10 protein-coding genes and 4 tRNA genes are annotated in these 13,051 nt (G+C 70.0%); 6 read left to right on the top strand and 8 right to left on the bottom strand.

Annotation, left to right across the window (positions count from 1 at the left end; translation table 11 throughout):
- Positions 1 to 3: 3 nt before the first annotated feature.
- Together purF and purM are read left to right on the top strand one after the other, a co-directional pair.
- Positions 4 to 1,521: an amidophosphoribosyltransferase gene (gene purF, locus ACFYZR_RS09110; RefSeq protein ID WP_391907168.1), complete on the top strand. Its 1,518-nt coding sequence runs from the start codon at positions 4 to 6 to the stop codon at positions 1,519 to 1,521.
- Between the two features lie 39 nt (positions 1,522 to 1,560).
- On the top strand, positions 1,561 to 2,625 hold the full coding sequence (gene purM / locus ACFYZR_RS09115) for a phosphoribosylformylglycinamidine cyclo-ligase (RefSeq protein ID WP_391907170.1): 1,065 nt from the start codon (positions 1,561 to 1,563) through the stop codon (positions 2,623 to 2,625).
- Positions 2,626 to 2,799: 174 nt separating this feature from the next.
- Here the strand turns inward: purM and ACFYZR_RS09120 are convergent, their stop codons facing one another.
- The gene (locus ACFYZR_RS09120; RefSeq protein WP_229350151.1) at positions 2,800 to 3,063 is read right to left on the bottom strand and encodes a DUF3073 domain-containing protein; all 264 of its coding nucleotides are present in this window, start codon (positions 3,061 to 3,063) and stop codon (positions 2,800 to 2,802) included.
- A gap of 385 nt (positions 3,064 to 3,448) precedes the next feature.
- A complete protein-coding gene (locus tag ACFYZR_RS09125; RefSeq protein WP_391907173.1) occupies positions 3,449 to 4,603 on the bottom strand; it encodes a Leu/Phe/Val dehydrogenase in 1,155 nt (384 codons plus the stop codon).
- Between the two features lie 192 nt (positions 4,604 to 4,795).
- Between ACFYZR_RS09125 and ACFYZR_RS09130 the strand changes: the two genes are divergently transcribed.
- Together ACFYZR_RS09130 and bldC are read left to right on the top strand one after the other, a co-directional pair.
- Entirely contained in the window at positions 4,796 to 5,653 is an 858-nt protein-coding gene (locus ACFYZR_RS09130; protein ID WP_391907175.1) for a hypothetical protein, read from the top strand.
- A 492-nt stretch (positions 5,654 to 6,145) separates the two neighbouring features.
- Positions 6,146 to 6,352: a developmental transcriptional regulator BldC gene (gene bldC, locus ACFYZR_RS09135; protein WP_003949541.1), complete on the top strand. Its 207-nt coding sequence runs from the start codon at positions 6,146 to 6,148 to the stop codon at positions 6,350 to 6,352.
- A gap of 483 nt (positions 6,353 to 6,835) precedes the next feature.
- On the opposite strand, the gene ACFYZR_RS09140 is transcribed toward bldC, so the two are convergent.
- The 6 genes from ACFYZR_RS09140 to ACFYZR_RS09165 all read right to left on the bottom strand — a co-directional run bounded on the left by ACFYZR_RS09140 (position 6,836) and on the right by ACFYZR_RS09165 (position 11,789).
- A complete protein-coding gene (locus tag ACFYZR_RS09140; protein ID WP_391907178.1) occupies positions 6,836 to 7,018 on the bottom strand; it encodes a DUF6274 family protein in 183 nt (60 codons plus the stop codon).
- A gap of 188 nt (positions 7,019 to 7,206) precedes the next feature.
- A tRNA-Asp gene (locus tag ACFYZR_RS09145) sits at positions 7,207 to 7,281 on the bottom strand.
- 122 nt (positions 7,282 to 7,403) lie between these two features.
- On the bottom strand, positions 7,404 to 11,363 hold the full coding sequence (gene hrpA / locus ACFYZR_RS09150) for an ATP-dependent RNA helicase HrpA (protein WP_391907180.1): 3,960 nt from the start codon (positions 11,361 to 11,363) through the stop codon (positions 7,404 to 7,406).
- Between the two features lie 141 nt (positions 11,364 to 11,504).
- Positions 11,505 to 11,578 (bottom strand) — tRNA-Phe (locus ACFYZR_RS09155).
- A 25-nt stretch (positions 11,579 to 11,603) separates the two neighbouring features.
- Positions 11,604 to 11,678: transfer RNA gene (locus ACFYZR_RS09160), tRNA-Asp, on the bottom strand.
- Between the two features lie 38 nt (positions 11,679 to 11,716).
- Positions 11,717 to 11,789: transfer RNA gene (locus tag ACFYZR_RS09165), tRNA-Glu, on the bottom strand.
- Positions 11,790 to 11,927: 138 nt separating this feature from the next.
- On the opposite strand from ACFYZR_RS09165, the gene ACFYZR_RS09170 reads away from it, so the two are divergent.
- Positions 11,928 to 12,278 carry a metallopeptidase family protein gene (locus tag ACFYZR_RS09170; protein WP_391907345.1) on the top strand — a complete coding sequence of 117 codons (351 nt, stop codon included), beginning with the start codon at positions 11,928 to 11,930 and terminating at the stop codon, positions 12,276 to 12,278.
- Between the two features lie 188 nt (positions 12,279 to 12,466).
- On the top strand, positions 12,467 to 12,976 hold the full coding sequence (locus tag ACFYZR_RS09175; protein ID WP_391907183.1) for a hypothetical protein: 510 nt from the start codon (positions 12,467 to 12,469) through the stop codon (positions 12,974 to 12,976).
- Positions 12,977 to 13,051: the final 75 nt, after the last annotated feature.

Here is a 13,051-nt window from a genome sequence, read left to right on the forward strand (position 1 = left end):
GGTGTGCCTCGTGGTGACGGACGACTCAACCACGACCTGCTCCCCGGCGAAAAGGGCCCCCAGGACGCTTGCGGCGTCTTCGGTGTCTGGGCTCCGGGGGAAGAGGTCGCAAAACTCACCTATTTCGGGCTGTATGCGCTACAGCACCGTGGACAGGAGTCCGCGGGAATCGCTGTGAGCAACGGCTCCCAGATCCTCGTTTTCAAGGACATGGGACTGGTCTCCCAAGTCTTCGACGAAACCTCCCTCGGCTCCCTCCAGGGCCATATCGCGGTCGGTCACGCCCGCTACTCCACCACCGGAGCCTCGGTGTGGGAGAACGCGCAGCCGACCTTCCGGGCGACGGCCAACGGCTCCATCGCCCTGGGCCACAACGGGAACCTGGTCAACACCGCCGAGCTGGCCGAGATGGTCGCCGCGCTCCCGCGCGACAACGGCCGGGCCACCCAGGTGGCGGCGACCAATGACACCGACCTGGTCACGGCCCTGCTCGCCGGGCAGACCGACGACGACGGCAAGCCGCTGACCGTCGAGGAAGCGGCCGCCAAGGTCCTCCCCGACGTCAAGGGCGCCTTCTGCCTCGTCTTCATGGACGAGCACACGCTCTACGCCGCCCGTGACCCCCAGGGCATCCGCCCGCTGGTCCTCGGCCGGCTGGAGCGCGGTTGGGTGGTCGCCTCGGAGACCGCCGCCCTGGACATCTGCGGCGCCACCTTCATCCGCGAGGTCGAGCCCGGCGAGATGATCGCCATCGACGAGAACGGCGTGCGGACCTCCCGCTTCGCCGAGGCCAAGCCGCGCGGCTGCATCTTCGAGTACGTGTACCTGGCCCGCCCGGACACCGAGATCGCCGGCCGCAACGTCTACCTCTCCCGGGTGGAGATGGGCCGCCGCCTCGCCGCCGAGGCCCCCGTCGACGCCGACCTGGTGATAGCGACCCCGGAGTCCGGCACCCCCGCCGCCGTCGGCTACGCCGAGGCCAGCGGCATCCCGTACGGCACGGGCCTGGTCAAGAACGCCTACGTCGGCCGGACCTTCATCCAGCCGAGCCAGACCATCCGCCAGCTGGGCATCCGCCTCAAGCTCAATCCGCTCAAGGAAGTCATCAAGGGCAAGCGCCTGGTGGTCGTCGACGACTCGATCGTCCGCGGCAACACCCAGCGGGCCCTGGTGCGGATGCTCCGCGAGGCCGGCGCGGCCGAGGTCCACGTACGGATCTCCTCCCCGCCGGTGAAGTGGCCCTGCTTCTTCGGCATCGACTTCGCCACCCGCGCCGAGCTGATCGCCAACGGGATGACCGTCGAGGAGATCGGCAAGTCGCTGGGCGCGGACTCCCTCGCCTACATCTCCCTCGACGCGATGGTCGAGGCGACCACCATCGCCAAGCCCAATCTGTGCCGGGCCTGCTTCGACGGCGAGTACCCGATGGCGCTCCCCGACCCCGAGCTGCTGGGCAAGCAGCTGCTGGAGACCGAGCTGGCCGGTGGCGCGGACGCCGCCGACGCGCTCCGTCGCCCGTAACGCTCCGTAGTACGAAAACGACACGAAAGTTCTGAAGCAATGTCTCAGACCACCGGTGCCAGCTACGCCGCTGCGGGCGTCGACATCGAAGCCGGCGACCTCGCCGTCGAGCTCATGAAGGAATGGGTGCGGAAGGCCACCCGCCCCGAGGTCGTCGGCGGCCTCGGCGGCTTCGCCGGCCTCTTCGACGCCAGCGCCCTCAAGCGCTACGAGCGCCCGCTGCTCGCCTCGGCCACCGACGGCGTCGGCACCAAGGTCGACATCGCCCGCCGGATGGGCGTCTACGACACCATCGGCCACGACCTCGTCGGCATGGTCGTGGACGACCTGGTCGTCTGCGGCGCCGAGCCGCTGTTCATGACCGACTACATCTGCGTCGGCAAGGTCCACCCCGAGCGCGTCGCCGCCATCGTCAAGGGCATCGCCGAGGGCTGTGTCCTCGCCGGCTGCGCCCTGGTCGGCGGCGAGACCGCCGAGCACCCCGGGCTGCTGGGCGCGGACGAGTTCGACGTGGCCGGCGCCGGTACGGGCGTGGTGGAGGCCGACCGGCTGCTGGGCGCGGATCGCATCCGCGAGGGTGACGCCGTCATCGCGATGGCCTCGTCGGGACTTCACTCGAACGGGTACTCACTGGTCCGCCATGTGCTCTTCGACCGGGCCGGCTGGAAGCTGGACCGGGAGGTGCCGGAGTTCGGCCGGACGCTCGGCGAGGAGCTCCTGGAGCCCACGAAGATCTACTCGCTGGACTGTCTCGCCCTCACCCGTACGGCGGAAGTCCACGCCTTCTCGCACATCACCGGCGGCGGCCTCGCGAACAACCTCGCCCGGGTGATCCCCGACCACCTCCACGCGTCCGTCGACCGCTCCACCTGGACCCCGGACCCGGTCTTCGGCCTGGTGGGCGAGCTGGGCGGGGTGGCGCGCCCCGAGCTGGAGAAGACGCTCAACATGGGCGTCGGCATGATCGCGGTCGTCCCGCAGGAGTCCGTGGACGTGGCCCTGGCGACCTTCGCGGACCGCGACGTGGACGCGTGGGTGGCAGGCGAGATCAAGGGCCGTGGCGACCACGCGGAGGCCGTCACGCTTGAGGGTGACTACAGCTGACGTCAGAGCCGTGTGTGGGCAGTCGTGCCGCCTGGGGGCACCTCCCAGCGGTAGCTGGGGGAGGCACGGGTGGGCACACACGGCCCGCACCCGTACGACGGCATCAGGACAGCGCAGAACCCGGTCCGGTGCCCAAAGGCCCCGGACCGGGTCGGAAAAGCTATGGCTGCCGCGTCAAGCGCGACGACGGTACGCGGACTGGTCGGACGGCTGCTCGTCCTCGTCCTCGACCTCGTCGTTGTAACGCGCCGCGTACTGAGCGTACGGGTCGTCTTCCAGCTCGTCCTCGAGCGGCTCGCTCTCCGGCGGCGGCTTGATCGCTGCCGGTTGCGTTGCGCCCAGCTCATTGGCCAGACGTGAGAGGTCGGTCCCGCCGCTGTTGTACTTCAGCTGGCGGGCGACCTTTGTCTGCTTGGCCTTGGCCCGGCCGCGCCCCATGGCTCGACCCCCTCATTGACGGGGCTCGACGGCCCCAGAGTCTTGACACGCGTTCACGTTCATGAGTCAGAGCGGACCCCTGTGAAAGGTGTCCGGCCTGTAGAGCTTCAACGGTACCTGCTTCCGTCGTCATACGGTACGTCGCCCGCATGACGTGCCACGGAGCCGGACCCGAAGGGGGTCCAGTACTCGCTGGTCAGCCCTGATTTTAACGTGTCCCGAGCGCCGACCCGCCGAGGGGTGGTGAGAGATCTCTCCTTCCGCCGCCTTCCGGTCACTCTTCTGTGGGGATCACTGCGGGGATCACCGCAGGGGTCGCCGCCCGTGGCCGGTCGCCCGCCCGGGCGCGAAGATCACCCGAGCGGGTCAACGAGGACACGGGGAGTCACCGGGCGGGTGCCGGGACCGTGCTCACCGCCTCCCGCGCCGCCGCGGCCCTGGCCTCGGCCATGCGCTGCTCGGCGAGCCGGTCCGCCGCGACGGCCGGCGGAACGCCGTCCGCTCTCGCTCGATCGAATATGGCCAAAGTCGTGTCATAGATCTTGGTCGCCTTGGCCTTTGCCCGGTCGAAATCAAAGCCGAGGAGTTCATCGGCGACCTGGATCACTCCACCGGCGTTCACCACGTAGTCCGGCGCGTAGAGCACGTCCCGGTCGGCGAGGTCCTTCTCGACCCCCGGGTGGGCGAGCTGGTTGTTGGCCGCGCCGCAGACCACGGAGGCGGTCAGGACGGCCACGGTCTCGTCGTCCAGCGCGCCGCCGAGGGCGCAGGGGGCGTAGACGTCGAGCGGCGTGCGGACCAGCGCGGCGGCGTCGGCCACGGCCGTGATCCGGGGGTGACGGGCCAGGATCCGCTCGGTCGCGGCCGCCCGGACGTCCGTGATCACGACCTCCGCGCCGTCCTGGACCAGGTGCTCCACCAGGTGGTGGCCGACCTTGCCGACGCCGGCGACGCCCACCCGGCGCCCGCGCAGCGTCGGCTGGCCCCACTTCGTCCTGGCGGCGGCCCGCATGCCCTGGAAGACGCCGAAGGCGGTGAGCACGGAGGAGTCGCCGGCGCCGCCCTGCTCGGGCGAGCGGCCCGTGGTCCAGCGGTTCGTCCGGGCGACCACGTCCATGTCCTGTACATACGTGCCGACGTCGCAGGCGGTGACATAGCGGCCGCCCAGCGAGGCCACGAAGCGTCCGTACGCAAGCAGCAGCTGTTCGGACTTGATCAGGTCGGGATCGCCGATGATCACAGCCTTTCCGCCGCCGTGGTCGAGCCCCGCCAACGCGTTCTTGTACGACATGCCGCGCGAGAGGTTCAGCGCGTCCCGTACCGCGTCCTCGTCGGACTCGTACGGGTGGAATCGGGTTCCGCCCAGGGCCGGGCCCAGGGCCGTGGAATGGAGGGCGATCACGGCCTTGAGGCCGCTCTCGGCGTCCTGGCAGAGCACGACCTGTTCGTGGCCGCCCTGGTCGGAACGGAAGAGGGTGCGCAGTACGCCGTCGTCGGCGCCGCTGGTGGGACGTACGTCGGTCACGGTGGTGACTCCCATATGCCGCGATGTTCGCCCTCGCGAGGGGTGGGCGAGGGCCGGTTGGCACGAGGGTAGGGCCTCGTGGCCCGGGCGGCCGGGCTCGTGCCGAGGATCACTCTCCCGGGCTCCGGCGCCATGGGACGATTCGGACGGTATGGGGAGGGGCGCCCGCAACTCCCCGGAGGTGACCTACGGCTTGAGGGAGCGAGCGTGGGCGTGGCGTCGTCGGTGACCGTGCCGTACGCGGCCTATCTGCGGGTCTACGAGCCGCTGGCCGCGTTCCCGGAGCCGGAGCGGTCCCACTGGCTGCGGTACGCGCGCCGGGAGAGCCTCCCCGGGGCCCAGGACGAACTGCGCCGCTCGCTGGCGGATTTGCTGCCCACCCCGCCCGTCCCGGTCCCGGTGCACGAGAGCGGCGACGCCTTCGTGGCGGTCGTGGACGGTGTGGTGTGCGTCTGCCCCTGGCGCACCCGGCTGCGGGGCTGGCTGGCGTTGCGGGAGCTGGCGGAGCGGTTTCCCGCGCCCGTGCTGGACGCGGCGCTGCCGCCCGTGGTGCGGCGCCAGGCCGCCGCGGACTACGAGCGCTGGGCGGCCCGTAACCCGGACGCCCGGCCGTGGATCAGGACGGCGACGTGGCAGGTGCCGCTGCGCTGGTTCGTGCTCTTCTCGGACGACGAGCGCGAGTACGGCAAATCCGTGCCGGAGAGCGGTGGGGGCGGCGGGGGACTGCTGCTGCGCTACCGGACGCCGATGGTCCAGGCGCGTCGGCGGGTGGCCCGCGGATTGCGTACGCTCCGGGACGCGATGGAGGAGGGGCCGCTGATCGACGGGCTGGTGGAGGTCGGGCGGTGGCTGGAAGAGTTCCATCCGCGGTCGCTGGTGGAGCTGGACTACGGCGGACTTGTGCATATGGTTCCCGAGGCACGGCTGGCCGAGGACCGCTCCGCCGCGGACACGGCGGACGGGCTGGCGGCGCTGCGGGCGGGAGACGGGGCGCGGGCCGGTGCGGCGTACGAGCGGCTGACGGAACGTTGGAGGGCGGTCCGCGACCGGCAGTTCGCCAACTGACCGCCCGGCACCGGCGGCCGGCCGGTGCCGTGATCAGGACCTAGGTCCCGATCCGGGCCATTGCGGCAACCGTGACCTAACGCACTTACGTTAGGTCTTGCGCCCATCGCCCATCCCCATGGCAAAATAGGACAAGGAGTCTGGGAAGGGTTCCTTCCGCCCAAGTAAGGGCGGATAGTTCGGTATTGCGCTCCTTGGCGGATCTGGTGACCCCTGATCTGTTTGATCCCGCTGTGACTGATCGTCACGGCGGGGTGACTGTCCGCTATGACATGGTCCATCGGGTTCCGTCGAGGTTGAACACCTGAGAGGGCAATTCCATCGGTTTGGCCGACGTGGCTGGACAGATGGTGTAGTTGTAGTGCCGAGGACAAGCCGTTCGTCCTATAACCGACTCGGCCCGCGTCCGCCATTTCGGGCAACGCGGGTCAAGGTGCAGAATTTAGAGGAAAGAACCGACGTGATGGTTCGGTTCTCCCGAGGAGGCCGCTCATGACCGCTCGCACCCCTGATGCCGAGCCGCTGCTGACCCCGGCTGAGGTTGCCACGATGTTCCGCGTGGACCCGAAGACGGTCACCCGCTGGGCCAAGGCTGGCAAGCTCACGTCCATCCGCACGCTCGGAGGACACCGCCGTTACCGCGAAGCGGAGGTCCGCGCCCTGCTGGCGGGCATTCCGCAGCAGCGCAGCGAGGCCTGAACAAGCGAGGCCTGTACAGCTGAACAACTGAATGACCGGGCGATTTCCGGGGCCCCCAACCCGGCTCTCGCCCACCTGAAGCTCCACAGACGGTAAACAACGGATGCCTGCCCCAACAGGCGCCCGGCCCACCGACTTGGGCAAGCCGTCGATCGCGCTGGACTCCGCCGGGTCCAGCGCGATCTTTTTATGCGCCGGTATCCCCGCGCGGGCGCGTCCGGAGTGCCCGTACCCGGGTGCACCGGACGCGCCGGCGGAAGACCGGAAGGTCGGTGCAATTGCACATATTAAATTGACCCGGTGTGGGGAGGGGGTGAGTTCCCTTGTGATGGAAATACTTTCAGTGACTCCCGTCACATCGCGGCATGCTTGTCCCCCATCGCGCCGCTGAGGTAAAGGACTTGCGCCCGCGGTCACTCTGCGGAGCCACTGCCCGGCGGCGCCCGTGCCACCCCCCGTCACCGCCGCCGGAGCCGCCGTACGTCACCGGGGGAGGGGTTTCTCCTCCCGTGGCGCCTCCTGGTCGCTCCCGGCCTCCTGGGCGAGCCGCAGGAGCCGGTGGCAGACCGGGCAGTGTCTCGTCAGGTGGCGATAGCCGGCCGCGGCGGAGAGATGGGCGCGCAGCAGCGCCCTGGTCTCGTGCCGGCTGCGCTCGGTCGTCGTCATAGGGCGCGGCACCTCCCACTGACTGGGGTACCCCTGGCACGTGTCGCAGTCAAGGTCGAAAGCACGAGGCCCGGATCCGGGGATCCGGATCCGGGCCTTCAAGTCGGCTGGGCTCCCGGGGCACTTGACCCGGGCCGTACAAACGACGGAGCCCGTACCCCTGGGGGATACGGGCTCCGACTCTACTGCGGTCCTGACGGGATTTGAACCCGCGGCCTCCACCTTGACAGGGTGGCGAGCACTCCAAACTGCTCCACAGGACCTTGCTTGCTTTCCCGCTCTCGCGTTCTTGCGAGACAGACTCTACAGCAGGTCAGGGGGTGCGGTCGAACCAGCGCCCCGTGACGGCGCCCACAGTCGCGGGGCGCCGTCCGCGGGCGTCCCGCTACGGGGCCAGCTTGTCGATCGCCTTGACGATCCGCTTGTCCGACACCGGGTAGGCCGTGCCCAGCGCGTGGGCGAAGTAGCTCACCCGGAGCTCCTCGATCATCCAGCGGATCTCCCGGGCCTCCTGGGGCACGGGACGGCCCTTGGGGAACTGCTCCAGCAGCCACGCGTACTCGTCGCGCATCTCCGCCACCTTCGCCATCCGGGTCCGGTCCCGCTCGGCGTTGGTGGGCAGCTGGGTCAGCCGGCGGTCGACGGCCACCAGATAGCGCAGCAGGTCCGGCAGCCGGCGGACGCCGTGCGCCGTGACGAAGCCCGGCTTGATCAGCTCCGCCAGCTGCTGCTTGACGTCCGCCAGCGATGTCAGCAGCACCGGGCTCGTCGTGGCCTTCAGCCGGCGCTCGCACGCCTGCCAGGCGGCCAGCACCTCCTGCGTCCGGCGGATCGTGTCCAGCGTCGCGTCGACGATGTCGGCCCGGACGGCGTCGAAGAGCTTGCGGAAGGACTCCTCGTCCCACACGGGCCCGCCGTGGGCCGCCATCAGCTTGTCGGCGGCGCCCGCGACACAGTCCTCGAAGAGCGCCTGGATCGAGCCGTGCGGATTCCGCGACAGGGCGAGCTTCTGCTGATTGCCGAGCTTGTCCTGGGCGAACTTCGCCGGGTTCGACGGCAGGTTCAGCAGGATCAGCCGGCGGACGCCGGCCCACATCGCCTCGCGCTGCTCGGGCTCGGTGTCGAAGAGCCGCACGGCCACCGAGGACCCCTCGTCGACCAGCGCCGGGAACGCCTTCACCGGCTGGCCCGCACGACGCGTCTCGAAGGTGCGCGGCAGCGTCCCGACCGTCCACGACGTCAGCCCCGAACGCTGCTCGGGACGGGCGGTGCCGCCGGAGGCGCCATCCGCCTTCTCCGCGGCCTGCTCGAAAGCCTTGGTGATCGCGGCCTGCGTCTTCGGCTTGAGCCGCAGCCGCAGGGCCTCCAGGTCCTTGTCCTCGGCGATCTTGCGCTTGCGCTCGTCGACCACCCGGAAAGTGATCTTCAGATGGTCGGGGACCTTGGCGAGGTCGAAGTCCTCCGCCTCCATCCGCACCGCCGTCATCCGGTGCAGCCCGTGCGCCAGCGCGGTCGTCAGCGGGTCCTGCAGGGGCACCGCGCTGTCGAGGAAGCGCTGGGCGAAGTTCGGCGCCGGGACACAGTTGCGCCGGATCGGCTTGGGCAGCGACCGGATCAGCTCCGTGACCAGGTCCTCCCGCAGCCCCGGGATCTGCCAGTCGAAGCCCTCGGCGGAGACCTGGTTGAGCACCTGGAGCGGGATGTGGACGGTCACACCGTCCGCGTCCGCGCCCGGCTCGAACTGGTACGTCACCTTGAACTTCAGCCGGCCCTGCCGCCAGGAGTCCGGATAGTCGTCCTTGGTGACGGCCTCCGCGTTCTCATTGATGAGCATGGAGTGCTCGAAATTGAGCAACTCCGGCTCTTCACGCCGCTTGTGCTTCCACCAGGAATCGAAATGCGCCCCGGAGACCACGTGTTCCGGCAGCCGCTGGTCATAGAAGTCGAACAGCGTCTCGTCGTCCACGAGAATGTCGCGACGACGGGCGCGGTGCTCCAGCTCCTCGACCTCGCCCAGCAGTTTGCGGTTGTCGTGGAAGAACTGATGGTGCGTCCGCCAGTCGCCCTCGACGAGCGCGTTGCGGATGAACAGCTCACGGCTGGTCTCCGGGTCGATCCGCCCGTAATTCACCTTCCGCTGCGCCACGATCGGCACGCCGTAGAGCGTCACCCGCTCGTACGCCATCACCGCCGCCTGCTTCTGCTCCCAGTGCGGCTCGCTGTACGTGCGCTTCACCAGGTGCTGGGCGAGCGGCTCGACCCATTCCGGCTCGATACGGGCGTTGACGCGCGCCCACAGCCGGGAGGTCTCCACCAGCTCCGCCGACATCACCCAGCGCGGCGGCTTCTTGAAGAGCGCCGAACCCGGGAACACCGCGAATTTGGCGTTGCGGGCACCGACGAATTCGTTGTTCTTCTCGGTGTCCTTCAGGCCGATGTGCGACAGCAGCCCAGAGAGCAAGGACTGGTGCACCCGATCCGGCGCCGCGTCCTCCTCGGCCAGGTGGATGCCCATCGTCTTCGCGACCGTGCGCAGCTGGTAGTAGATGTCCTGCCACTCACGTATGCGCAGATAGTTCAGATACTCCGACTTGCACATCCGGCGGAAGGCCGAGGAGGACAGCTCCTTCTGCTGCTCGCGGATGTACCGCCACAGGTTCAGGAAGGCGAGGAAGTCGCTGGTCTCGTCCTTGAACCGGGCGTGCTGCTGATCGGCCTGCGCCTGCTTCTCCGACGGCCGCTCGCGCGGGTCCTGGATCGACAGCGCGGCCGCGATCACCATCACCTCGCGGGCACAGCCGTTGCGGTCGGCCTCCAGCACCATGCGGGCCAGCCGCGGGTCCACCGGCAGCTGGGAGAGCTTGCGCCCCAGCTGCGTGAGCCGCTTTTTCGGATCCTTCTGCTGCGGATCGATCGCCCCCAGCTCCTGGAGCAGATCGACACCGTCCTTGACGTTGCGGCGGTCCGGCGCGTCGATGAAAGGAAACTTCTCGATGTCGCCGAGCCCCGCCGCCGTCATCTGGAGGATGACCGACGCCAGGTTCGTCCGGAGGATCTCCGCGTCCGTGAACTCCGGCCGCGCGAGGAAGTCGTCCTCCGAGTACAGCCGGATGCAGATGCCGTCGCTCGTACGGCCGCAGCGGCCCTTGCGCTGATTGGCGCTGGCCTGCGACACCGGCTCGATCGGCAGCCGCTGGACCTTGGTGCGGTGGCTGTAGCGGGAGATCCGGGCGAAGCCCGGGTCGATGACGTACTTGATGCCGGGAACGGTCAGGGACGTCTCGGCGACGTTCGTGGCGAGGACGATCCGGCGGCCGGTGTGCCGCTGGAAGACCCGGTGCTGCTCGGCGTGGGAGAGCCGCGCGTAGAGCGGCAGCACCTCGGTGAACTTGTATTTCCGCTTCTCCAGCGCGTCCGCCGTGTCGCGGATCTCCCGCTCGCCGGAGAGGAAGACCAGGATGTCGCCCTCCCCCTCCCGCTGGAGCTCGTCGACGGCGTCGCAGATCGCGGTGATCTGGTCACGGTCGGCGTCGGAGGACTCCTCCTCCAGCAGCGGCCGGTAGCGGACCTCCACGGGGTACGTACGGCCCGAGACCTCGACGATCGGCGCGTCGCCGAAATGGCGGGAGAAACGCTCGGGGTCGATGGTGGCGGAGGTGATCACGACCTTGAGGTCGGGGCGCCGGGGGAGCAGCTGGGCGAGGTAGCCGAGGAGGAAGTCGATGTTGAGGCTGCGCTCGTGCGCCTCGTCGATGATGATCGTGTCGTACTGGCGCAGCTCGCGGTCCGTCTGGATCTCGGCGAGCAGGATGCCGTCGGTCATCAGCTTGACCATGGTGGTGTCGCCCACCTGGTCGGTGAAGCGGACCTTCCAGCCGACGGCCTCGCCCAGCGGCGTCCGCAGCTCCTCGGCCACGCGCTCGGCGACGGTACGGGCGGCGATCCGGCGGGGCTGGGTGTGCCCGATCAGGCCCTTGATGCCGCGGCCGAGCTCCATGCAGATCTTGGGGATCTGGGTGGTCTTGCCGGAGCCGGTCTCACCCGCCACGATCACGACCTGGTGGTCGCGTATCGCCTCGAGGATCGCGTCCTTCTTCTGGCTGACGGGCAGCTGCTCCGGATAGTCGACGGCCGGCACCGCGGCCCGGCGGTTCGCGACGCGCAGCTCTGCCGCCTCGACCTCCGCCGCGATCTCGGCCAGGACGGCCGTACGGGCCTCGGGCTTGCGGACGCGACGGGCCCCGTCGAGCCGTCGCCCCAGCCGCTGCGCGTCGCGCAGCGTCAGCTCGGGCAGGCGGGCGGCGAGGTCGGCGAATGCGGCGGGGGCGGCAGGCTGCGTAGACATACGGGATCCAGGATCGCACCACGCGCCGCGAAGCGGCGAACGCATTTAGGGGCGGCCGGGGGCCGGCAGGTCCGGTGGGGCCGACGGAGCGGTGGGCCCGGAAAACACCGAGGCCCCCATCTTTCGATGGGGGCCTCACTGTGGCTGGGGCCGGGGTCGAACCGGCGACCTTCCGCTTTTCAGGCGGACGCTCGTACCAACTGAGCTACCCAGCCATGCGATCATCGAGATGATCGCAAGCGGTCCTGACGGGATTTGAACCCGCGGCCTCCACCTTGACAGGGTGGCGAGCACTCCAAACTGCTCCACAGGACCAAGCTATGTGCGAGACAAGTCTCGCACATGGTGTTGCGTGCCCCCAACGGGATTCGAACCCGTGCTACCGCCTTGAAAGGGCGGCGTCCTGGGCCACTAGACGATGAGGGCTGATGGCCCACCTGGGCGCTTTGTCGGCGCCTCGGGGACGTGAGAAGCATATGGGATGCAGGGACCGATCGCCAAAACGGTTTGCCGGAGGCCTCCCGGGACCCTCCTCCGGAGGCCCTCGTGCCGGACAATGGCGGGGTGCTGGAGATGACGCGCGAGGAGTTCGAGGAACTGGTCGCCGAGGGCCTGGACCGGATCCCGCCGGAGCTGACGCGGCTGATGGACAACGTCGCCGTGTTCGTCGAGGACGAGCCCGAGGCCGGGCACCCGGATCTGCTGGGGCTCTACGAGGGCACGCCGCTCACCGAGCGCGGCGAGTGGTACGCCGGGGTGCTGCCGGACCGGATCACGGTCTACCGCGGGCCGACGCTGCGGATGTGCGCCACACGGGACGAGGTCGTGGCCGAGGTCGAGGTGACGGTCGTTCATGAAGTGGCACACCACTTCGGGATCGACGACGAGCGCCTCCACGCGCTGGGCTACGGATGACGCGCGGTCACGGATGACGCGCGGACGAGGCGCGAATGAGGCCGGACGAGGCCGGATGGCGCGCGGATGACGCCCGGACGAGGCTACGGATGATCGAGGGCTGATCGCCGGGAGCCGCGCGTGTCCTGCGCGGGGCGGGGCCAGTTGGGCAGGGCGCTCGTCCCCTGTACCCGAAGGCGGTCCCATTCATGCGCGCATCGTCAGCGCACGCGGCAGCGTTCACCCGTTTCGCGGCCGCGGCCGCCCTGGCCCTGACCCTGGGCGGGTGCCTGAGCGGGTGCATGAGCGTGAGCGACCCGGGCCGTCCGGCGCCGTCCGGGACGGGCGGGCAGCGCGAGACCGGGACCCAGCCGGACGGCGGGCTGCGCCCCCCGGCGGGCCGCCTCGGCCACGCGGACGGCAAGGCGGCGAAGGGCGGGGCGAGCGGCAGCCCCTCGGTCAAGGACGCGCGTCCCTCCGCCTCGGCATCGGCCTCGGCCGCCCCGGGGATCTCCCCGTCGGCGTCCCGGCAGCCGGGCAAGCCGGGGGACCGGCCCAAGCCGCCCAGCGGCCCCAACCAGGGCGGCTCCCCGGCGCAGGGGAAGCCCCCCGTGCCCACCCAGCCCGCCACACAGGCCCCGCCCACCCAGGCCCCGCCCACGGTCCCGCCCCCCACGACGCAGTCCTCGCCGCCCCCGCCGCAGCCGGGGCCCTCGTAAGCGGGCGGGAGCGCGGTGGCGGGCGTAGTGCGGGGGTGGTGTGGCGCAGGCCATGCGACCGGAGCTTGCGCGGCC

The organism is Streptomyces sp. NPDC001678 (assembly GCF_042892945.1).
Taxonomy (GTDB): domain Bacteria; phylum Actinomycetota; class Actinomycetes; order Streptomycetales; family Streptomycetaceae; genus Streptomyces.

Coding starts and splice junctions, on each gene's coding strand:
- ACFYZR_RS09140 (WP_391907178.1), bottom strand. CDS start 7,018: ATGACGACGACCGAGCGCAGCCGGCACGAGACCAGGGCGCTGCTGCGC.
- bldC (WP_003949541.1), top strand. CDS start 6,146: ATGACCGCTCGCACCCCTGATGCCGAGCCGCTGCTGACCCCGGCTGAG.
- hrpA (WP_391907180.1), bottom strand. CDS start 11,363: ATGTCTACGCAGCCTGCCGCCCCCGCCGCATTCGCCGACCTCGCCGCC.
- ACFYZR_RS09175 (WP_391907183.1), top strand. CDS start 12,467: ATGCGCGCATCGTCAGCGCACGCGGCAGCGTTCACCCGTTTCGCGGCC.
- ACFYZR_RS09125 (WP_391907173.1), bottom strand. CDS start 4,603: ATGGGAGTCACCACCGTGACCGACGTACGTCCCACCAGCGGCGCCGAC.
- ACFYZR_RS09120 (WP_229350151.1), bottom strand. CDS start 3,063: ATGGGGCGCGGCCGGGCCAAGGCCAAGCAGACAAAGGTCGCCCGCCAG.
- purM (WP_391907170.1), top strand. CDS start 1,561: ATGTCTCAGACCACCGGTGCCAGCTACGCCGCTGCGGGCGTCGACATC.